Source organism: Thauera sp. WH-1 (assembly GCF_047806685.1).
GTDB lineage: Bacteria > Pseudomonadota > Gammaproteobacteria > Burkholderiales > Rhodocyclaceae > Thauera.
Window position 1 is genome coordinate 76,194 of sequence record NZ_JBLQGP010000001.1, and the last position, 20,826, is coordinate 97,019.

The 20,826-nt window shown below is 68.7% G+C and carries 21 protein-coding genes; 6 read left to right on the forward strand and 15 right to left on the reverse strand.

Translation table 11 applies throughout. The annotated features are described in order from the left end of the window. The first annotated feature begins 52 nt into the window (after positions 1-52). A complete protein-coding gene (locus tag ACMV5O_RS00355; RefSeq protein ID WP_416161601.1) occupies positions 53-382 on the forward strand; it encodes a glycine zipper domain-containing protein in 330 nt (109 codons plus the stop codon). Between the two features lie 194 nt (positions 383-576). Here ACMV5O_RS00355 and ACMV5O_RS00360 read toward each other — a convergent pair whose 3' ends face one another. After that, positions 577-1,221 (reverse strand): phosphoribosyltransferase, encoded by a 645-nt coding sequence (locus ACMV5O_RS00360; RefSeq protein ID WP_416161602.1) that lies wholly within the window; start codon positions 1,219-1,221, stop codon positions 577-579. 28 nt (positions 1,222-1,249) lie between these two features. Beyond that, positions 1,250-1,816 (reverse strand): bifunctional pyr operon transcriptional regulator/uracil phosphoribosyltransferase PyrR, encoded by a 567-nt coding sequence (locus tag ACMV5O_RS00365; protein ID WP_416161603.1) that lies wholly within the window; start codon positions 1,814-1,816, stop codon positions 1,250-1,252. Positions 1,817-2,142: 326 nt separating this feature from the next. Between ACMV5O_RS00365 and ACMV5O_RS00370 the strand changes: the two genes are divergently transcribed. Together ACMV5O_RS00370 and ACMV5O_RS00375 are read left to right on the forward strand one after the other, a co-directional pair. After that, positions 2,143-2,700, forward strand: coding sequence for an isochorismatase family protein (locus ACMV5O_RS00370; RefSeq protein WP_416161604.1), 558 nt, complete (start codon positions 2,143-2,145; stop codon positions 2,698-2,700). Then, positions 2,697-4,052, forward strand: a complete 1,356-nt coding sequence (locus ACMV5O_RS00375) for a nicotinate phosphoribosyltransferase (protein WP_416161605.1) — start codon at positions 2,697-2,699, stop codon at positions 4,050-4,052. The genes ACMV5O_RS00370 and ACMV5O_RS00375 overlap by 4 nt, the downstream gene beginning before the upstream one ends. A 50-nt stretch (positions 4,053-4,102) precedes the next feature. On the opposite strand, the gene ACMV5O_RS00380 is transcribed toward ACMV5O_RS00375, so the two are convergent. Beyond that, on the reverse strand, positions 4,103-5,830 hold the full coding sequence (locus ACMV5O_RS00380; RefSeq protein WP_416161606.1) for an autotransporter assembly complex protein TamA: 1,728 nt from the start codon (positions 5,828-5,830) through the stop codon (positions 4,103-4,105). Between the two features lie 77 nt (positions 5,831-5,907). After that, positions 5,908-6,909, reverse strand: a complete 1,002-nt coding sequence (locus ACMV5O_RS00385) for a class 1 fructose-bisphosphatase (RefSeq protein WP_416161607.1) — start codon at positions 6,907-6,909, stop codon at positions 5,908-5,910. A gap of 180 nt (positions 6,910-7,089) precedes the next feature. Here ACMV5O_RS00385 and ACMV5O_RS00390 point away from each other — a divergent pair, with 180 nt between their 5' ends. Next, positions 7,090-8,349, forward strand: coding sequence for a D-amino acid dehydrogenase (locus ACMV5O_RS00390; protein ID WP_416161608.1), 1,260 nt, complete (start codon positions 7,090-7,092; stop codon positions 8,347-8,349). On the opposite strand, the gene ACMV5O_RS00395 is transcribed toward ACMV5O_RS00390, so the two are convergent. The 9 genes from ACMV5O_RS00395 to dnaX form a co-directional block, all read right to left on the reverse strand. Further along, the gene (locus ACMV5O_RS00395) at positions 8,337-8,798 is read right to left on the reverse strand and encodes a hemerythrin domain-containing protein (RefSeq protein WP_416161609.1); all 462 of its coding nucleotides are present in this window, start codon (positions 8,796-8,798) and stop codon (positions 8,337-8,339) included. The two genes, ACMV5O_RS00390 and ACMV5O_RS00395, sit on opposite strands and share 13 nt — an antisense overlap. Positions 8,799-8,809: 11 nt before the next feature. Beyond that, positions 8,810-9,274: a ClpXP protease specificity-enhancing factor gene (locus tag ACMV5O_RS00400; protein ID WP_416161610.1), complete on the reverse strand. Its 465-nt coding sequence runs from the start codon at positions 9,272-9,274 to the stop codon at positions 8,810-8,812. 28 nt (positions 9,275-9,302) lie between these two features. Further along, on the reverse strand, positions 9,303-9,899 hold the full coding sequence (locus ACMV5O_RS00405; RefSeq protein WP_004377664.1) for a glutathione S-transferase N-terminal domain-containing protein: 597 nt from the start codon (positions 9,897-9,899) through the stop codon (positions 9,303-9,305). Between the two features lie 107 nt (positions 9,900-10,006). Beyond that, positions 10,007-10,762 carry a cytochrome c1 gene (locus tag ACMV5O_RS00410; protein ID WP_416161611.1) on the reverse strand — a complete coding sequence of 252 codons (756 nt, stop codon included), beginning with the start codon at positions 10,760-10,762 and terminating at the stop codon, positions 10,007-10,009. After that, positions 10,759-12,027: a cytochrome b gene (locus ACMV5O_RS00415; protein ID WP_416161612.1), complete on the reverse strand. Its 1,269-nt coding sequence runs from the start codon at positions 12,025-12,027 to the stop codon at positions 10,759-10,761. Before ACMV5O_RS00415 ends, ACMV5O_RS00410 begins: the two co-directional genes overlap by 4 nt. A gap of 3 nt (positions 12,028-12,030) precedes the next feature. Continuing rightward, positions 12,031-12,624, reverse strand: coding sequence for a ubiquinol-cytochrome c reductase iron-sulfur subunit (gene petA, locus ACMV5O_RS00420; RefSeq protein ID WP_416161613.1), 594 nt, complete (start codon positions 12,622-12,624; stop codon positions 12,031-12,033). 207 nt (positions 12,625-12,831) lie between these two features. Further along, entirely contained in the window at positions 12,832-13,425 is a 594-nt protein-coding gene (gene recR / locus ACMV5O_RS00425) for a recombination mediator RecR (protein ID WP_324540492.1), read from the reverse strand. A gap of 13 nt (positions 13,426-13,438) precedes the next feature. Then, complete coding sequence (locus ACMV5O_RS00430) at positions 13,439-13,759, reverse strand: YbaB/EbfC family nucleoid-associated protein (protein WP_416161939.1); 321 nt, start codon at positions 13,757-13,759, stop codon at positions 13,439-13,441. 112 nt (positions 13,760-13,871) lie between these two features. After that, a complete protein-coding gene (dnaX, locus tag ACMV5O_RS00435) occupies positions 13,872-15,899 on the reverse strand; it encodes a DNA polymerase III subunit gamma/tau (RefSeq protein WP_416161614.1) in 2,028 nt (675 codons plus the stop codon). Positions 15,900-15,992: 93 nt separating this feature from the next. On the opposite strand from dnaX, the gene cfa reads away from it, so the two are divergent. Together cfa and ACMV5O_RS00445 are read left to right on the forward strand one after the other, a co-directional pair. After that, positions 15,993-17,270: a cyclopropane fatty acyl phospholipid synthase gene (gene cfa / locus ACMV5O_RS00440; protein ID WP_416161615.1), complete on the forward strand. Its 1,278-nt coding sequence runs from the start codon at positions 15,993-15,995 to the stop codon at positions 17,268-17,270. A 65-nt stretch (positions 17,271-17,335) separates the two neighbouring features. Next, a complete protein-coding gene (locus ACMV5O_RS00445) occupies positions 17,336-17,899 on the forward strand; it encodes a Uma2 family endonuclease (protein WP_416161616.1) in 564 nt (187 codons plus the stop codon). 45 nt (positions 17,900-17,944) lie between these two features. Here ACMV5O_RS00445 and cysN read toward each other — a convergent pair whose 3' ends face one another. Continuing rightward, on the reverse strand, positions 17,945-19,852 hold the full coding sequence (cysN, locus tag ACMV5O_RS00450) for a sulfate adenylyltransferase subunit CysN (protein ID WP_416161617.1): 1,908 nt from the start codon (positions 19,850-19,852) through the stop codon (positions 17,945-17,947). Continuing rightward, positions 19,853-20,770: a sulfate adenylyltransferase subunit CysD gene (gene cysD / locus ACMV5O_RS00455; protein ID WP_416161618.1), complete on the reverse strand. Its 918-nt coding sequence runs from the start codon at positions 20,768-20,770 to the stop codon at positions 19,853-19,855. It lies immediately after the preceding gene. Between the last annotated feature and the right edge of the window lie 56 nt (positions 20,771-20,826).

The window sequence follows — 20,826 nt, forward strand, 5'->3', positions numbered from 1 at the left end:
GCCGAGCGCCGCTTAAGATCGCGGCCGTCCAACAAGAACGGAACCTCGCCCCATGAAGACCCGACTCCTCGCCGCTGCCCTCCTCGCCCTTTCCGTCGCCGGTGCTGCACACGCCGGCGGCTCGACCGCCCTCGGCGGAGCCGTGGGTGGCGCCACCGGTGCATTGATCGGCGAAGCCGTCGGCGGCCGCGAAGGCGCGATCATCGGCGGCGCCCTCGGCGGTGGCGTCGGCGCCGCAGTCGGCTACGACAATGAGCGCGATGGCCGTCGCCACCGCGACGGCGTACGTTACGAAGAGCGCGGCTACTACCACGAGGACGGCCGTCGCTACCGCGGCAGCGACTTCTGCCCACCGGGCCAGGCCAAGAAAGGCCGCTGCTGAGCACGACCGGTCCGCGGCCGCGCGCCGCGCGCCGTGCTCCTCACCACCGTTGCGGCCTGCCCCGGCCGCCCTCGCACCAGCCTTCTGCCGCGCCCGTCCTCACCCCTTGACGCAAGCCCGCGGCCGCAGCCGCGCCACCTCGCGCGCAAGCCCGGCGGTCTGCCGCGCAGCATCGCGTCCCTGTGCGCCGCCGATCATGCGCCACCGCTCGCGGGGCGCCCGGTGAAGCGGCGCAGGCAGGCAACCACCTCCCCGTCCTCGACCTGCTCGAAGTGCTGGTAGAACTGGCCAACGGCGCGAAAGCCCCGGGGCTTGTCGAGGCATACCACCTCATCGGCATAGGGCTCGACCCACGCCAGGCTGTCGGGCGCTGCAACCGGCAGCGCGCAGATCAACCGCTGCGGCGACTGGGCCCGCACCGCATGCAGCGCGGCGACCATGGTGGCGCCGGTGGCGAGACCGTCATCGACGACGATCACCACCCGCCCGCGGGGATCGACCGGCGGCCGCTGCGGCGAATACAAGGCGCGGCGCTCGCGCAACTGCTGCACGCGGCGCGCCTTCTCCTTCTCCAGCCAGTCCTCGTCGTCCTCGGACGCGTCGGAGACGATGAACCAGCCGCCCTCGTCGATCGCACCGATCGCATATTCCGCGTTCCAGCGCGAGCTGAGCTTGTGCACCAGCACCACGTCGAGTTCGCCCTGCAGTGCCTCGGCCAGCGCGGCGCCCATCGGCACCGCGCCGCGCGGAATCGCCAGCACCAGCGGATTCTTGCCGCGCCAGGCGTCGAGCGCCTTCGCCAGTTGCGCCGCGGCATCCAGTCGATCACGAAACATCATGCGCCTCCATGGTCGGCGGCGGCCGCGCTCAAGCCCGACGCAGCGGCCGCAGGAGTTCGATGCGGAAGTCGGGTTCGTAGGGCGGCACGTTGCACTCGATGATGTCGCCCGCCGCGATCTCCAGCCGACGACCGACGATGTCGGCATGGACCGGCAGGGTGCACACGCCGCGATCGACCAGCACCGCCACGCGGATCTCGGCCGGCTGCCGGCGCGCGAGGTATTCGAGCACCCGCAGCAGCGAGTGCCCGCTGTAGAGCACGTCGTCGACCACCAGCAGGCTGCGGCCTTCGAGGTCCAGTGCGGCATGGGCGGCATCCTCGGTGAGCCGGGTCTCGGGATGGAGCAGCGTGAGGTCGTCCGCGTAGCGCTTGACCTGCAGGTCGAGGCGCAGTGGCGGCGACAGCCCGTGCCGGCGCACCAGGCGTTCGCACAGCCGGTCGGCGAGCGGCGCGCCGCGGCGAAGGAGGCCGATCACTGCGACGCGTTCGCGGCCGGAGAGGAGCGCCGCGGCGCCGCAGGCCATGTCGTCGATCACGCCGTCGAGTGCGTCGTGCTCGTACAGGCAGGTTCGGATGCCGGGCGGTCGATCCATGTTCGCCTCGCCTGCCCCGCAGCGCGGGGCCTTGGTCGTCACCGGGAGGCGCCGATCGGACTACACTGGTAGCAGCATGGCGGTCGGCGCATCTAGAACTTACTCCTGTCGCCCGCCACCGGCCAGCCCTTCATCGGCGCGGCGGCTGGGGAGACGGCAGGTGCCTTGCGCGCACCCATGCTCCTCGATGCGACGGATGTCGGCGTCTGCCGCAGCGACACGACCTCCCGGGAGAATGTGCGATCTCAGCCCCAGCCAGCTCGGCAACGACCACGCCCCACAGCCCCCTTTCCCCCGTCCGCCTGCAGCGCGGGGACGCGCTGCTGGTGGTCGACGTACAGCGCGATTTCCTGCCCGGCGGCGCGCTCGGCGTGAAGGACGGCGATGCGGTGGTGCCGGTGCTCAACCGCTACATCACACGCTTCGTCGCGCACGGTCTGCCGGTCGTGTTCACCCGCGACTGGCATCCCCCCGAGCACTGCTCCTTCCACGCCCAGGGCGGCCCCTGGCCGCCGCACTGTGTCGCCGGCACGACCGGGGCGGCATTCGCCCCCGGACTCATGCTGCCCGCGCACGCCGAGATCGTGTCGAAGGCCGCCACCGCAATCGCGGACGCCTACTCCGGCTTCGATCACACCGGTCTTGCCGAGCGCCTGCGCGCCCGCGGCGTGAGGCGGGTGTTCATCGGCGGGCTCGCCACCGACTACTGCGTGCAGTCGACGACGCGCGACGGGCTGGCGGCGGGCTTCAGCGTGTTCGTGCTGGACGACGCGATCCGCGCGGTCGAGGTGCAACCCGGCGACGGCGCGCGCGCCGTCGCCGCCATGCTCGCGGCTGGCGCCCGCCTGATCGTATCCGACGAGCTGGAGGACGCTCCGGCATGAACCCCGGCGACAGCGCGCTGGTGACCGACCTGTACGAGCTGACCATGCTGCAGGCCTACCACGACGAGGGCCTGCGCGACCGCGCGGTGTTCGAGCTCTTCGTGCGCCGGCTGCCCGCGCAGCGCAGCTTCCTGCTGTTCGCCGGCCTCGAGCAGGCACTCGACTACCTGGAGGACCTCCACTTCACGCCCGCCGAGCTCGACTGGCTGCGCGCGTGCGGGCGCTTCAAGCCCGGCTTCGTCGACTGGCTGGCCGACTTCCGCTTCAGCGGCGAAGTGCACGCGATGGCCGAAGGCACGGCCTTCTTCGCCAACGAGCCGGTGCTGCGCGTGGAAGCGCCGATCGGTGAGGCGCAGTTCGTCGAGAGCCGGCTGCTGAACCTGATCAACCTGTCGTCGATGATCGCCTCCAAGGCCGCACGCTGCGTGCTCGCCGCGCCGGGGCGCGTGCTGGTCGACTTCGGCCTGCGCCGCGCCCATGGGGCCGAAGCCGGACTGCTGGCGGCGCGCGCCAGCCACCTCGCCGGCTTCGCCGGCACCGCCACCGTGCTCGCCGGCCAGCGCTTCGGCATCCCGGTGTTCGGCACCATGGCGCACTCCTACATCGAGGCGCATGAGCATGAAGTCGACGCCTTCCTGCGCTTTGCCGCCTCGCAGCCGGGCAATGTGACGCTGCTGATCGACACCTACGACACCGAGGCGGCGGCGCGGCGCGTGGTCGCGCTGGCGCCCGAGCTGCAGCAGCGTGGAGTGAAGCTGGTGTCGGTACGCATCGACAGCGGCGACCTCGGCGCACACGCGCGGGCGGTGCGTGCGATCCTGGACGCGGGCGGGTTGGGCCCGGTGCGCATCTTCGCCAGCGGCAACCTCGACGAATACCGCATCGCCGCGCTACTCGCCGAGGGGGCGCCGATCGACGGCTTCGGCATCGGCACCCACCTCAGCACCTCGGCCGATGCACCGACGCTGGACGCGGTCTACAAGCTGCAGCGCTACGCCGGCCTCCCGCGCCGCAAGCGTTCCGAGGGCAAGGCGACCTGGCCCGACGCCAAGCAGGTGTGGCGGCTGCACGATGCGCACGGCCGCCTGCTGCGCGACCACGTCACGCTCGCCACCGAAGCGTCGCCCGCCGCGGGCGCCCAGCCCCTGTTGCAGCCGGTGATGCGCGCCGGTCGCCGGCTGGCGCCGCAGCCCTCCCTCGCAACGCTGCGCGCGCAGGCCGCCGACACGCTGAGCCGCCTGCCGCCGCCACTGCACCGGGCCGGTGCGGCCGACGCGGTCGAACCTTACCCCGTCATCATCTCCGCCAGCCTGCAGGCGCTCGCCGCCCAGCTCGACCGTCAGTCACATTGAACCCTCGCCGCAGCGCCGCCGCAGGGGGCGGGCCCGAGGCCCGCGCGCGCTCAGAACGCGATCGCCACGCCGAAATGCAGTCGCAGGCTGCGTTCCTGATGCCCCCAGGCAAGGTCGAGCGCGAGCGGGCCGGCCGGGCTGCGCCAGCGCGCACCGACGCCATAGCCCACGCGCAGGTCGAAATCGTTGCGCGTGTCGGCCGCATCACCGGCATCGACGAAGAAGGCCGCGCCCCACTGCGGCTGGAACCAGCGCACGTACTCCGCGCTCGCCACCGCGAGATAGCGCCCGCCGACCGTGGCATTGCCCTCCTTGACGCCCAGGCTCTGATAGTCGTAGCCGCGCACCGTCTGCGCGCCGCCGGTACGGAACAGGAAGTCCTGCGGAATGCCTTCGCGGCTGTCGGCCAGGGTGACGCCGCCCTCGGCGCGCAGGATGAAGACGTCGGTGCTGCGCACCGGCTGGTAGCGCACGAAGCGCGAGTACAGGCGCACGAAGTCGCGCTCGGCCAGCGCCACTGCCGCACCACCGCCGACCTGGTACTCCAAGACGTAGCCCCGGGTCGGGTCGAGCAGATCGTCCACCGCGCGCTTCACCCAGGTCCAGTTGGCGGTGAGCGTGTTGCTCGTGCGGGATTCGGCGCCCGAGGGCTCGATCTTTTCGTGCTGCAGGCGCAGCGCGAGCTGGGTCTCGATGTCACCGCGCACCGTGCTACGGGTCGCCCCCAGCGCCTGTGAGGTGACCTTCAGGCCCTCGAGGTCGCTGCGGTCGATCAGCGCGCCGAAACTGTCGCGATGCCTGCCCTTCGGCGGCAGGAAGATGTCGGCGTAGAGCGCCTGGCGACGCTGCTCCAGGCGCAGCCCGGTGGCGAACTCCCAGCCGCGGCCGCGCAGGTTGGAGTCGCGGTAGGTGGTCTCGACGCGGGCACCGGTGTTGGTCGAGAAGCCGACGCCGAATCCCAGGTACTTGGGCAGGGCCTCGGTCACCTGCACCCGCACCGGCACCGCGGCCGCGAGCGCCGGGTCGCGCTCGATGTCGACGATCACCGAGCCAAAATGCGGCGTGTTCTGCAGCCCGGTCTGGAAGGCGAGCAACTCTTCGCGGTCATAGGGCGAACCCGGCCGCAGCAGGCTGTAGCGCTGCACCAGGTCGGCCGGCAGATGCTCCAGGCCTTCGACCTGCAGCTCGCCAAGATAAAAGGCGGGGCCGCTGTCGAGCGTCACGCTGAGCGTTGCGGTCGCCGTCTCTGGATCGATCTCGGCGCGGCTGCGTGCGATGCGGGCAGCCGCGTAGCGGCGCGCACTGACCGCATCGAGCAGTTGCTGCTTGGCGCCGTCCCAGCCCGCCTGGCTGAAGGGCTCGCCCACCGGCAGGCTCCAGCGCGCGCGCAACAGCTCGAGGTGCTCAGCGCCGCCGTCGCTGGCGGGGCTGCTCAGCTCGCCCTCGAACTCGATGCTGACCGCACTGATCGTGGTGCGCGGCCCCGGCTCGACCTCGATCACCCAGCGCCCCGCGTCCGCACGGTCGAAGCGCACGCGCGGCGTGAAGTAGCCCTCGGTGGCGAGCAGATCGGCGATCTCGCGCCGCGTCCGCCGCGTCATCGCGGCACGGTCGGCCGCCTCCTCGGGCAGGACCAGGTTCTCGCGCCGCAGCAGGCGCACATGGCGCTCGAGCACCGGACGCACCGCATCGGGGGCCTCCAGCCGAACCTCGAGCGGCTGCTGGGCCGCGAGCGGCGCGCTCGCCAGCGCCAGCAATCCGCCCACGAGTCCGCCCACCAGCAGCGCCAGGCGCGCGCACCCCGCGCGCGCGCGGGTCGTGGCGTGTCGGCGCGGGCCGGTCCCCAGCACCCGCCTCAGCCCTCGAGGTGGTAGGAGACCACCCGCTCCACTTCGTTCTTCGAGCCCAGGATCACCGGCACGCGCTGATGCAGCTTGGTGGGCTGCATGTCGAGGATGCGCTCGCGCCCGGTCGAGGCCGCCCCGCCGGCCTGCTCGACCAGCATCGCCATCGGGTTGGCCTCGTACATCAGCCGCAGCTTGCCGCCCATGGCGCGGCACTTGTCGTCCATCGGATACATGAAGATGCCCCCACGGGTGAGGATGCGGTGCACGTCCGCCACCATCGACGCCACCCAGCGCATGTTGTAATCCTTGCCCAGCGGACCGCCCTTGCCCATCTGCATCTCGTCGACATAGCGCTTCACCGGCGCCTCCCAGAAGCGCGCGTTGGAGGCGTTGATGGCGAACTCCTGGGTATCGACCGGAATCGTCATGTAGGGCTGGGTGTAGATGAAGCTGCCCATTTCGCGGTCGAGGGTGAAGGCATGCACGCCCTTGCCCACCGTCAGCACGAACTGGGTCGAGGGCCCATACACCGCATAGCCCGCGGCGACCTGCTCGCGACCCGGCTGCAGGAAGTCCTCTTCGGTCGGCTCGGTGTGGTCGGGCGGATTGCGCAGCACCGAGAAGATGGTGCCCACCGAGATATTCACGTCGATGTTCGAGGAGCCGTCGAGCGGATCGAACAGCAGCAGGAAGCCGCCCTTGGGATAGTCAAAGGGGATCTGATGCACCGTCTCGACCTCTTCCGAGGCCATCGCCGCCAGGTGCCCGCCCCATTCGTTGGCCTGCAGCAGGATCTCGTTGGCGATCACGTCCAGCTTCTTCTGCGCCTCGCCCTGCACGTTGTCGGTGCCCGCCTCGCCCAGCACGCCGGCCAGCGCCCCTTTCGACACATTCACGCCGATCGCCTTGACCGCGCGCGCAACGACCTCGATCAGCAGGCGCAGATCGGCACTGATGCGGCCCGCCCGCTGCTGCTCGATGAGGAATTGGGTAAGGGTGACACGGCGCATGAAGGCACTCCAATCGACGAAGATTACGGACAAGCCGCGATTATCGCGGTTCCGCGCCGCCAGCGCACGGACTATGCGCCGAGCGCGCGCCGCGGTGGCGCCGTTTCCCGGTCGGGCGCGCGCGCGGTTATCATCGATGGGCTCCACCCCTCCACCCTCACCCTCGCGCACCGCCCTCACATGCACGTTCTGGTTCTCGGCGCCGGCCTGTCCGGCGTCACGACCGCCTGGTATCTGCGCCGGGCCGGTTTCGACGTCAGCGTCGTCGACCGCCAGCCCGCCGCCGGGCTCGAGACCAGTTTCGCCAACGGCGGCCAGATCTCGATCAGCCATCCCGAGCCCTGGGCCAATCCGGGCGCGCCCTTGCAGGTGCTGCGCTGGCTCGGCCGCGACGACGCGCCGCTCAAGTTCCGCCCCACGCGCGACCCCGCACAATGGCGCTGGGGTGCACGCTTCCTGCTCGAATGCCTGCCCTCGCGCACGCAGCGCAACACCGCCGCCATCGCCGCGCTGGCGCGCTGGAGCGGCGAGCAGTTGCGCGCCCTGCGCAGCGCGACCGGCCTGCACTACGACCAGCTCGAGCGCGGCATCCTGCACCTGTTCCACAGCCGCGCCGAGTTCGCCCACGCCCCGGCGCGCGCGCGGCAACTGGGCGGCTTCGGCATCGCCGCGCAGGTGTGCGACGTGGCCGCGTGCCTGCGCATCGAGCCCGCGCTCGCCGCCCAGGCAGCGACCCTGGTCGGCGGCCTGTATGCGCCGGCCGACGAGTCGGGCGATGCCCATCGCTTCACCCAGGGCCTCGCCGCGCGCCTGCAGGACGAGGGCGTGTGCTTTCAGTGGCAGCGGGAGATCCAGGGGCTGCGGCGCGGCGCGAGTGGGGTGGAGGCGGTGGCGGTGCGCGACGCTCAGGGGCAGCACCAGTGGCTGCAGGCCGATGCCTTTGTCGTCTGCCTCGGCAGCTATGGGCCGCGCCTGGTGGCGGCGCTGGGCGAGGACTTGCCGATCTACCCGGTCAAGGGTTATTCGATCACCGCGCGGGTCATCGACGCCAGCCGTGCGCCCAGCGTCAGCCTCACCGACGAGTCACGCCGCATCGTCTGCTCCCGCCTCGGCGAGCGTCTGCGCATCGCCGGCACGGCGGAGCTCAACGGCTTCGACACCCGGGTGCGGCCGGAGCGGGTCGCGGCCATCCTCGAATGGGCGTCCAGCCGCTTTCCCGGTGCGATCGACCTGAGCAGCGTCGAAGCCTGGGCCGGTCTGCGACCGGCGACGCCCGGCAACGTCCCCGTCATCGGCCGCGGCCGCACACCCGGGCTGTGGTTCAACACCGGGCACGGCACGCTGGGATGGACGCTGGCCTGCGGCTCGGCCGCTGCCCTGGCGCAGCTGATGAGCGGCCAGCAGCCGCCGATCGCGTTTCCCTTCCGTCAGCCGGCGTGAGTGCAGGCCGCAGCCGGCGCCGGTGTGCGATCGGCCGCCGCCGCGGGCAGCGTGCCGGTATCGAAATCGAAGCCGATGCTCTGCAGGTGAAAGGCGAGCGCGGCGTCCATGCCATCGACGTGGTTGCGGAACCAGGCCGGCAATTCCTCGACCAGACGCTTGCAGAAGAAGGTATCGCCCGCCGCCACGCGACGCCGGATGTCGTGCATCACGGCCAGCACGCGATCATGCTCGGCACGATGGCAGCCCGGAAAATCCACCGCTTCCATCCAGCGGTTCTCCAGGCCAAAGTGGGCCTCGGTGTGCGCAATCAGCGCATCGAAGGCCGGCAGCAACTGATCGGCGGGCGCCGATGCCACTGCGTTGTAACAATCAACGAACTCGCGATGGGTTTCATCCATCGGCGCGAGCTCGTTGGCGAGCGCGTCGCTCCAGACCAGACCGGACATGAGGGACTTCCTTACTTGACGACCTTGAGGTGGCTGCCGCGCGGCGGCCGCGGCGGCTCATCGGCCGGCGCTTCGCCGCGCTGGGCGAGCAGTTCGGCTTGGGTGGCGGCCATGTCCTCGACCGACGCATCCTCGCTGTCTTCCGCGCCCGCCTCGGTCTCGTCGAACTCGGGCTCGAAGGCCATGCCCTGCCCGTTTTCGCGTGCGTAGATCGCGACCACGTTGACCACCGGGATCACCAGCGAGTGGGCAGCGCCGCCGAAGCGGGCCTGGAAGCTGATGTAGTCGTTGTCCATCTGCAGTTGCCCGGTGGCATCGGGCGACAGATTGAGCACGATCTGGCCGTCCCGCGCATAACCCGGCGGCACCCGTGTCTGGTCATCGACCAGGGTCGCAAGATAAGGCGTGAAGCCCTGGTCGATGCACCATTGCCAGATGGCGCGCAGCAGGTAAGGCTTGGTCGAGACGGCGCTCATCGATGCTCCTGCGCAGTGGTCAGCGCGCTCAGCGGCGCATGACCTTTTCGGACGGGGTCAGGGCGTCGATGAAGCCCTGGCGGCTGAAGATGCGCTCGGCGTATTTCATCAGCGGCGCAGCCGCCTTGGGCAGCTCGATGCCGTAGTGCTCGAGACGCCACAGCAGCGGCGCGATGGCCACGTCGAGCATGGAGAACTCGTCGCCCAGCATGTACTTCTGCTTGGTGAACACCGGCGCGAGCTGGGTCAGGTGGTCGCGCACGTGCGCGCGCACCTTGTCCACGCCCTTCTGCGCAGCCTCGAGGGCCTCGAGGTGGGTGAACAGCTCCTGCTCGAAGGTGTGCAACAGCTGGCGGGCACGGGCGCGCATGATCGGGTCAGGCGGCATCAGCTGCGGATGCGGGAAGCGCTCGTCGATGTACTCGTTGATGATGTTGGCCTCGTACAGCACGAGGTCGCGATCCACCAGCACCGGCACGCGGTTGTAGGGGTTGATGACGGCGATGTCTTCGGGCTTGTTGTAGAGATCGACGTCGATGACTTCGAAATCCATGCCCTTCTCGAACAAGACGATCCGGCAGCGGTGACTGAAGGGATCGGTCGTGCCGGAATAGAGGTTCATCATGGTGTTGCCACTCCGGAATTCAAAAGCAAAAGCGCACCACGCGACAGCGCGTGGTGCGTCTGGGGTCGGACCGCGCTAACCGGCCTTGCGGCCTGCCGCGTTTTCGATCAATGAATGTCCTTCCAGTAGTTCTTCTTCAAGGCGTAGGTGAGCACGAACATGCCGGCCAGGAAGATCAGCACGATGGTACCGATCGTCTTGCGCTTCTCGGCCACCGGCTCGCCCATCCAGACCAGGAACGAGACCAGATCGGCCACCGCCTTGTCGTACTCCTCGACGCTCAGCTTGCCCGGCTTGGCCAGCGACAGTTCGACCTTGCTCGTGCCATCGGCGTTCTCGGTGATGTTGGCCACCTGCTCGCCCTGCAGCTCCCAGAACACGTGCGGCATGCCGACATTGGCGAAGACGACGTTGTTCCAGCCCGAGGGGCGCTCGGTATCGCGATAGAACTGGCGCATGTAGGTATACAGCCAGTCTGCACCGCTGCCGTCGCCGGAGGAGCGCGCACGTGCAACCAGCGTCAGATCGGGCGGCGCCTTGCCGAACCAGATCTTGGACTCCGCCGGGCGCATGGCGATCTTCATCAGGTCGCCGACGCGCTCGCCGGTGAACATCAGGTTGTCACGGATGGACTGCTCGGACAGCCCGATGTTCTGCAGCTGGTTGTAGCGCGTGAAGCTGGCGCTGTGGCAGTTCAGGCAGTAATTGACGAACAGCTTGGCGCCGTGCTGCAACGCAGCCGGGTCCGTGCTGACCGGCGCCTTGTCGAGCTGCACCGAGGCGGCTGCTGCCATCGCCACGGCCGGCGCGAACAGCAGCACCGCTGCCGCCCGCTTGATGAGGTTGATCACGCGCATTGTCATTTGAAGTTCACCCTTTCCGGTTCGGCTTTGCACTTGTCGAGCTTGCTGTACCACGGCATCAGCAGGAAGAAGGCGAAGTACAGCACCGAGCAGATCTGCGACACCAGCGTACGACCCGGGGTCGGGGGCAGCACGCCCAGGTAGCCCAGGATGAAGAAGGAGATCACGAAGATCACCAGCGCGGTCTTGAAGATCGGGCCCTTGTAGCGGATCGACTTCACCGGGCTGCGGTCCAGCCAGGGCAGGAAGGCGATGATCACCACCGACGCCCCCATCGCCACCACGCCCCAGAACTTGGCATCGAGGCCGAACAGCGGATAGGTCACCGCGCGCAGCACCGAATAGAACGGGGTGAAGTACCAGACCGGCGCGATGTGCGGCGGCGTGGTCAGCGGGTCGGCCGGCAGGAAGTTGTTGAACTCGAGGAAGTAGCCGCCGCCTTCGGGCGCGAAGAACACGACTGCGCTGAAGAAGAACAGGAAGGCCACCACGCCGACGATGTCCTTCACCGTGTAGTACGGATGGAAGGGGATGCCATCGAGCGGCTTGCCGGACGCGTCCTTGCGCTTCTTGATCTCGACGCCGTCGGGGTTGTTCGAGCCGACTTCGTGCAGCGCGATGATGTGGGCGGCGACGAGGCCGATCAGCACCAGCGGCACGGCGATGACGTGGAAGGAGAAGAAGCGGTTCAGCGTGGCGTCCGACACGACGTAGTCACCACGGATGACCAGCGACAGGTCCGGCCCGATGATCGGGATCGCCGAGAACAGGTTCACGATCACCTGCGCGCCCCAGAACGACATCTGGCCCCATGGCAGCAGGTAGCCCATGAAGGCCTCGGCCATCAGCACCAGGAAGATCAGGGTGCCGAAGATCCAGATGAGTTCGCGCGGCTTGCGGTAGGAACCGTAGAGCAGGCCACGGAACATGTGCAGGTAGACCACGACGAAGAAGGCCGAGGCGCCGGTCGAGTGCAGATAGCGGATCAGCCAGCCACCCGGCACCTCACGCATGATGTACTCGACGCTGGCGAAGGCCACCGGCACGCCGGAGGCGTTGAGCGAGGCGTCGGGCTTGTAGTGCATGACCAGGAAGATGCCGGTCAGGATCTGGATCACCAGCACCATCAGCGCCAGCGAACCGAAGAAGTACCAGAAGTTGAAGTTCTTCGGCGCGTAGTACTCGGTGAGGTGCCCCTTGATCGACGACGTGAGCGGGAAGCGCTCGTCGATCCAGTTGAGCAGGGCTTGTGATTTGGTCGTCATCGCTTAAGCCTTCCCGTCTTCGCCAACAAGAATGGTGGAATCCGCGAGGTACTGGTGCGGCGGCACTTCGAGGTTGTCCGGCGCAGGCATGCTGCTGTAGACACGACCAGCCAGATCGAAGAGCGAGCCATGGCAGGGGCACAGGAAGCCACCCGGCCAGTCGGCACCCATGCCGCTCTCGGCGCCCATCTTGAACTTCTCGGACGGCGAACAGCCCAGGTGGGTGCAGATGCCGACGGCGACGAGAAACTCGGGCTTGATCGAGCGGTGCTTGTTCCTGGCGTAGTCCGGCTGCATCGGCTTGTTCGACTCCGGATCGCTGACCCGGCTGTCGGTGGTGTCCAGCGACGCGAGCATCTCGGGCGTGCGACGCAGCACCCACACGGGCTTGCCGCGCCACTCCACCGTCATCATCTCGCCCGGAGCGAGCTTGCTCACATCGACTTCGACCGGCGCACCGGCTGCCTTGGCACGCTCGGATGGCGTGAGGCTGGCAACAAACGGCACCGCGGTCGCCACTGCGGCCACGCCGCCAGCGGCGGACGTTGCCAGCAGCAGGGTGCGGCGGCTGCTGTCCATCTTTTGATCAACGCTCATGACCCTCTTCCCAGAAAGGAAAACGAAAGACCTGGATACAAATAACCCGCGAATTATACCGGAGACGCTGCAGCAGAGAAAGCGCAAAGCTCGGATCGCCTTCTGGAACAAGGCTTTCAACGCCAAAACCGCACTCCAGGCGGGCCGTCGGAAGCGCAAAATTGCCGCACTGCAGCAAGCCCGCCGGCGGGTTTGCCCGGCCCCTGCTCAGAGGGCGCGCCGCTCCACCAGGGCCTGCGCGATGGTGCCGGTATCGGTATGTTCGAGCTCGCCACCGACCGGCACGCCGCGCGACAGGCGCGTCACCTTCACGCCGCGCGCCGCCAGCAGGGTGGCGACCGTGTGCGCGGTGGCCTCGCCCTCGTTGGTGAAGTTGGTGGCGAGGATCACCTCGCGCACCCCCTCCTCGGTCGCGCGCGCGATCAGCTTGTCGAACCTGAGCTCGCGCGGGCCGATGCCGTCCAGCGGCGACAAGCGGCCCATCAGCACGTAGTACAGGCCGTTGTAGGACTGCGTCTGCTCGATCATCGCCAGGTCCGCCGGCATCTCCACCACGCACAGCAGCGAGGCATCGCGGCGCGGGTTGGCACAGCGCTGGCAGATCTCGTCCTCGGTGAAGCTGTTGCAGCGCGCACAGGGGCGCAGCGCCTCGAGCGCATGGGTGAGCGCACGACCCAGCCGCGCCGCGCCGCGCTGATCGCGTTGCAGCAGGTGGTAGGCCATGCGCTGGGCGGACTTCGGCCCCACGCCGGGCAGGCAGCGCAAGGCCTCGATCAGCTCGTCGAGGCTGGAGGGCGACATCGGCGTGCCGCGCTCAGAACGGCAGCTTCATGCCCGGCGGCAGGTTCAGCCCGGCGGTGACGCTGGCCATCTTCTCCTGCGTCGCCGTCTCGACCTTGCGCACCGCGTCGTTGAGCGCGGCGGCGATGAGGTCCTCGAGCATTTCCTTGTCGTCCATCACCGAGTCGTCGATCGACACCCGGCGCACGTCGTACTTGCAGGTCATCTGCACCTTGACCATGCCGGCACCGGCCTGGCCCTCGACCTCGACCGCGGCCAGCTGGTCCTGCATCTTCTTCATGTTCTCCTGCATCTGCTGGGCCTGCTTCATCAGGCCGGCAATACCGCCTTTCATCATGGTGTGCGCTCCGTTGAGTCTCTAGAACAAGGGATGGGGAAAAGTTTGGCTACAGGGATGGCGACCGGCGTGGCAACTGAGCCGGGGGCCGACCGCGCCCGTCGCCCGCTCACAGGGGCCTGACGCTGCTCTCCACCAGCGTGGCATCGAAGCGTTCGATCAGCTCGCGTACGAAAGGATCCGCCTCGAGCGCGGCCACCGCCTCGGCATGGCGCGCGCGGCGCTCGATCGCATCGCGCTGGGCGGGCGTCTCACCGGCAATGTCGCCGACGTCGATACGCACCTTCAGCGGGCGCCCGAGCGCCGCCGCCAGCTGATCCTGCAGGCGGTCGATCGCACCCGGGTTCATGTCCAGCAGATGCCGGTGCGCGAGCGACAGGCGCAGCTTGAGGCCTTCCGCGCTGCAGTCGACCCATTCGCAATGCTGCGCCAGCTCGCGCACGAGACCGCTGAGCTCGAGCGCGCGGATGAGGCCGCGCCAGTCGCCCAGCGCGAGCAAGGCGGCAGCGTCACTGCGCGGCGATGCGACCGGATCCGGCTGCGGCTCGGCCCTGCCCGACGCCGGCGCGACCGGATTCGGTGCGACGGAACTCCGTGCGGCCGTGTTCGGTGCAGCCGTATTCTGTGTGGCCGGGCTCGGCTCTAGCGCGGCCGGCGGCGGCGCGGCGCGGCGCGCCGGCGCCACCTCCTGGTCGGCGTAAGCCTCGGGCGGCAGGTCCTCCCACGGTGGCACGTCGTACCCGCTGACGGTAGATGGCTCGGACACCGTCGCTGCGGTTGCAACGGACGCGGAGGCCGCCGCCGAGGCAGGCGGGGCGGGCCGAGCTGGCGGCGCGGACGGGACCGACGGCGCGGGCGAAACGGAATCGGCGGGGCGCCCGACGCGCTGCACGGCACCCAGCGCGACCCCGGCCGCAGGCCCGGCAGCGGACCCGGGCGACGGCCCCGCACGCGAGTCGGCCGCGGCGCGAGCCGGCACCGCCGGCGCCTCACCCACCGCGCGCGCACGACCACCCGCCGCCGGCGCCACGCCCGCGCCACCCAGCGCGGCGGGCTGCTCGGGGCGGAACGCGTGCAGGCGCAGCAGCGTCATCGTGAATCCGGTGTACTCGTCCGGCGCCAGCGGCAGCTCGTCCCGACCGTGGATGGCGATCTGGTAGGCGAGCTGCAGGTATTCGGCGTCGAAGGCATCCACATAAGCGCCGATGCGCGCACGCTCGGCCTCGTCGGCGATCGCCTCGGGCGCAAACTGCGCCAGCGCGATGCGGTGCACCAGGGTCGCGAGCGACTGCAGCGCGGCGTCGAAGGCCAGGCTGCGCGCCTCCATCGCGTCGGCCACCGCCAGCAGCCCGCGCACGTCGCCCGCGGCCAGCGCATCGAGCACCGCATACAGATGGTCGTCGCCCACCGTACCCAGCATGTGGGTGACCTGCTCCTCCTCGACCTTGCCGGCGCCGTGCGCGATCGCCTGATCGAGCAGCGACAGCGCGTCGCGCATCGACCCGCTCGCCGCCTTGGCCAGGTGGCGCAGCGCGCCCGGCTCGAAGGCCACGTCCTCGGCCTGCAGGATGCGCGTCAGGTGCTCGACGATGTGGCCCTGCGGCATCTGCTTGAGGTTGAACTGCAGGCAGCGCGACAGCACCGTCACCGGGATCTTCTGCGGATCGGTGGTGGCGAGGATGAACTTGACGTGCTCGGGCGGCTCTTCCAGCGTCTTCAGCATGGCGTTGAAGGCGTGCCCGGTGAGCATGTGCACTTCGTCGATCATGTAGACCTTGTAGCGCCCCTGCACCGGCGCATACACCGCCTTGTCGAGCAGCGCCGCCATGTCGTCGACGCCGCGGTTGGACGCCGCGTCCATCTCGACATAATCGGGGAAGCGGTCGGCATCGATCGCGCGGCAGGCCTCGCACACGTTGCAGGGCTCGGCCGTGACCCCGGTCTCGCAGTTGAGGGCCTTGGCCAGAATGCGGCTGATCGTCGTCTTGCCCACCCCGCGGGTGCCGGTAAACAGCCACGCATGGTGCAGCCGGCCGGTCGCCAGCGCGTGCGACAGCGCCCGCACGACGTGCTCCTGACCGACCAGCGTACCGAAGGACTTCGGCCGCCACTTGCGCGCAAGGACCTGATAGCTCATGGCGGGCGATTCTAGCAGAGCGAACTCCGCCCCCCGGAACGAATCAATGGGGTCAGACTGGTTAAATCTGCGCCATCGATTGCGGAGTACAGCATGGAGAGCACAGCCGAAAGCTCCTCGCCCGACGACCGCAGCGCCCCGTCCGTGCCCGGGCTTGCGCGCACCGCTGCGCCGCACGCACTGCCGCGCAGCCCCCGCCATCAAGGCGGTCGCCGCAGCCTGCGTCCGCTGCCGAGCGCGTCGCTGCAGGACCCGTCGCTGCGGGCGCTCGCGCAACTCCTGGCCGAGGCCGACATCGAGCTCAATGGCGAGCGTCCCTGGGACATGGTGATCCACGAACGCCAGACCGCCGACCGCATCCTCGCCCGCGGCAGCCTCGGGCTGGGCGAGAGCTACATGGAGGGCTGGTGGGATTGTGTGCAGCTCGATGAATTCATCGTCCGCATCCTGCGCGCCCGCCTCGACGAGAAGGTCGGCACCAGCGCGCTGGTGGTGCAGGGCCTGCGCGCCCGCCTCTTCAACCTGCAGAACCTGCGCCGCACCTGGCAGGTCGGCGAGATGCACTACGACCTCGGCAACGACTTCTTCGAGGCCATGCTCGACCGCCACCTCGCCTACACCTGCGGCTACTGGGCACAGGCCGACACGCTGGAGGACGCGCAGACCGCCAAGCTCGACCTCATCTGCCGCAAGCTCGGGCTCGAACCGGGCATGCGCCTGCTCGACATCGGTTGCGGCTGGGGCAGCCTGATGAAGTTCGCCGCCGAGCACTACGGCGCCGAATGCGTCGGCCTCACCATCTCGCGCGAGCAGGCCGAGCACGGCCAGGCACGCTGCGCCGGACTGCCGGTCAGCTTCCGCCTGCAGGACTACCGCCAGTTCAACCGCGACGGCCGCGAACGTTTCGAGCGCATCGCCTCGATCGGCATGTTCGAGCACGTCGGCGCCAAGAACCACGGCGCCTTCTTCGAGATGGCGCGGCGCAGCCTCAACGAGGACGGCCTGTTCCTGCTCCACACCATCGGCAAGAACCTGCGTCGCACCCCGACCGACCCCTGGATCGACCGCTACATCTTTCCCAACGGCGACCTGCCCGCGCTCGGCCAGATCGCCGACGCGGCGGAAGACTGCTTCATCGTCGAGGACGTACACAACTTCGGCGCCGACTACGACCGCACGCTGATGGCCTGGCATGCCCGCTTCGAAGCCGCCTGGCCGCAGTTCGCCGCACGCTACGGCGAACGCTTCTACCGCATGTGGCGCTACTACCTGCTCGCCTGCGCCGGCACCTTCCGCGCGCGTACCAACCAGCTGTGGCAGATCGTGCTGTCGCCACGCGGGGTGGCGGGCGGATACCGGCGGCCGGCGTGAGCCCCCCGGATTGATGGATGCTCCCGGCTCGCCCACAATACCGGCACGCCACCAGGAGCCTCTCAATGGGACACGCACAAGAAGCCGCGCCGCTCGCCCGCCAGGCCTATCTCGACTGGGAGGCCGAGCAGCCCGAGAAGCACGAGTACATCGCCGGCGAGGTGTTCGCCATGGTCGGCGTCCGGCGCGAGCATGCGCTGGTTGCCGGCGCCCTTTACGCACGCCTGCGATCGCACCTCAAGGGCAGCCGCTGCCACACCTATGTGGCGGACATGAAGCTCTTCGTCGCCGCGGCTGATGCCTACTTCTACCCCGACGTGATGGTCACCTGCGACGAGCGTGACCGCCGGGCCGAGCTCGCCATCGAGCATCCGCGCCTGGTCGTCGAGGTGCTGTCCGACGCCACCGCGGCCTACGACCGCGGCGACAAGTTCGCCGCCTACCGCAAGCTCGCCGACCTGCAGGAATACCTCATTGTCGATATCGATCATCGCCGCCTCGAGCTGTATCGGCGCGAGGCCGACCACTGGCTGCTACTCGAGAGCGAGGGCGACGGCGCGGCGCTCCACCTGCAAAGCGTCGACCTGCATCTGAGGCCTACCGAGGCCTTCGAAGACCTCGAGGATTGAGCGCCGCGCCGCACCTCACCGCCCGGCGGCGCACCCGCCGTCGGCTCAACGCTCGATCATGCCCTTGGCTTCGAGCCAGCCGAGCACCGCGTTGGCTGCGGCGTCGAGATCCAGCTGGGTGGTGTCCAGGCGCAGCTCGGGCTCTTCCGGGGCTTCGTAAGGCGAGTCGATGCCGGTGAAGTTCTTCAGCTCGCCGCGCCGGGCCTTCTTGTAGAGCCCCTTCACGTCGCGCGCCTCCGCCACCTCGAGCGGCGTATCGACGAAGACCTCGACGAACTCGCCGCCCTCGACCAGGGCACGCGCCATGCGCCGCTCGGACTTGAAGGGCGAGATGAAGGCGGTGAGCACGATGAGGCCGGCATCGACCATCAGCTTGGCGACCTCGGCCACGCGACGGATGTTCTCGACACGGTCGGCGTCGGTGAAGCCCAGATCCTTGTTCAGCCCATGGCGCACGTTGTCGCCGTCGAGCAGGTAGGTGTGGTGGCCCATCCCGTGCAGCTTCTTCTCGACCAGGTTGGCGATCGAGGACTTGCCCGCGCCCGACAGGCCGGTGAACCACACCACGCAGCCGCGCTGGTGCTTGAGCGCGGCGCGCGCCTGCTTGTTCACATCCACATGCTGCAGGTGGATGTTGTGCGCGCGGCGCAGCGCAAAGTGCAGCAGGCCGGCGCCGACCGTGTTGTTGGACAGGCGGTCGATGAGAATGAAGCCGCCCGTGTCGCGATTAACGCGGTAGGGATCGAAGGCGACGGCGCGATCCATGCTCAGGTTGCACACGGCGATGGCGTTGAGCTCGAGCTTCTTCGCCGCCACGTGCTCGAGCGTATTCACGTTCACCTGGTACTTGATGTCGGTCACCGTCGCCGTCACCGTGCGCGCACCGATCTTGAGCAGGTAGGGGCGACCGGCGAGCATGGGCTCGTCGTGCATCCAGATGATGGTGCATTCGAACTGGTCGGCCACCTCGGCCGGCGCCGCCACGGTCGAGATCACGTCGCCGCGCGAGATGTCGATCTCGTCCGCGAGCGTCAGCGTCACCGACTGCCCGGCCACCGCCTGCGCCAGGTCGCCATCGCGGGTGACGATGCGCGCCACCGTGCTCTCGCGCCCGGAGGGCTGCACCCGCACGCGATCACCGGGCCGGACCACCCCGCTCGCAACCGCGCCGGCAAAACCGCGGAAATCCAGGTTGGGGCGATTCACCCACTGCACCGGCAGCCGGAAGGGCGCGCGCTGCATCACCGTGTCGTCGACCTCGACCGTCTCCAGATAGCCCATCAGCGTGGTGCCGTGGTACCAGGGCATGGCATCGCTCGGCGCGGTGATGTTGTCGCCCCTGAAGGCCGACATCGGGATGAAGGTGACGCCCTCGAGGCCGATCTGCTGCGCGAACGCGCTGTAGTCGTCGACGATGCGGCGATACACGCCTTCCGCATAGCCGACGAGGTCCATCTTGTTGATCGCCACCACGATGCGGCGGATGCCCAGCAGCGACACCAGATAGCTGTGGCGCCGGGTCTGCGTCAGCACGCCCTTGCGTGCATCGACCATCACCACCGCGACGTCGGCGGTCGAGGCGCCGGTGACCATGTTTCGGGTGTACTGCTCGTGGCCCGGGGTGTCGGCGACGATGAACTTGCGCTTGTCGGTGGAAAAGAAGCGGTAGGCCACGTCGATCGTGATGCCCTGCTCGCGCTCGGCCGCCAGGCCATCGACGAGCAGCGCGAAGTCGATCTCCTCGCCCTGCGTGCCCCACTTCTTCGAATCGGCCTCGACCGCGGCGAGCTGGTCCTCGAACAGCATCTTCGATTCGTACAGCAGGCGGCCAATCAGCGTGCTCTTGCCGTCATCGACACTGCCGCAGGTGATGAAGCGCAGCAGGCCCTTCTTCTCGTGACTCTTCAGGTACTGCTCGATGTCGCTGGCGATGAGCTCGGAAACGTGTGCCATTTAGAAGTACCCCTCCTGCTTCTTCTTTTCCATCGAGCCCGCCGAATCGTGGTCGATGACCCGCCCCTGGCGCTCCGACGTGCGCGTCAGCAGCATCTCCTGGATGATCTGCGGCAGCGTCGCGGCGGCCGACTCGATCGCCCCGGTGAGCGGATAGCAGCCCAGGGTGCGGAAGCGCACGCTGCGCATCATCGGCACCTCGCCCGGATGCAGCGGCATGCGCTCGTCATCGACCATGATCAGCGTGCCGTCGCGCTCCACCACCGGACGGACCGCGGAGTAATACAGCGGCACGATGGGGATGTCCTCGAGGTAGATGTACTGCCAGATGTCGAGCTCGGTCCAGTTCGACAGCGGAAACACGCGGATCGACTCGCCCTTGTGCTTCCTGGCGTTGTACAGCTTCCACAGCTCGGGACGCTGGTTCTTCGGGTCCCAGCGGTGCTGCCCGGTGCGAAACGAGAACACGCGCTCCTTGGCGCGCGACTTCTCCTCGTCTCGGCGCGCGCCGCCGAAGGCGACGTCGAAGCCGTACTTGTCCAGCGCCTGCTTCAAGCCCTCGGTCTTCATGATGTCGGTATGGATCGCGGAGCCGTGCGTGAACGGGTTGATGTCCTTCTCGACACCATCCGGGTTGATGTGCACCAGCAGGTCCATGCCGCTTTCCTTGGCCATGCGGTCGCGAAACACGTACATGTCGCGAAACTTCCAGCGCGTATCCACATGCAGCAGCGGAAACGGCGGCACCGCGGGGTAGAAGGCCTTCATCGCCAGGTGCAGCATCACCGCGCTGTCCTTGCCGATCGAGTACAGCATGACCGGGTTGTCGGCCTCGGCGACGACTTCGCGCAGGATGTGGATGCTTTCGGCCTCGAGCCGTTGCAGGTGGGTCAGACTGATCGGAGCGGGACTGGACATGGGCATCGCAAGGACAGGGACATTGAGGCGGATGATCGCGCATTCGACACCGCGTG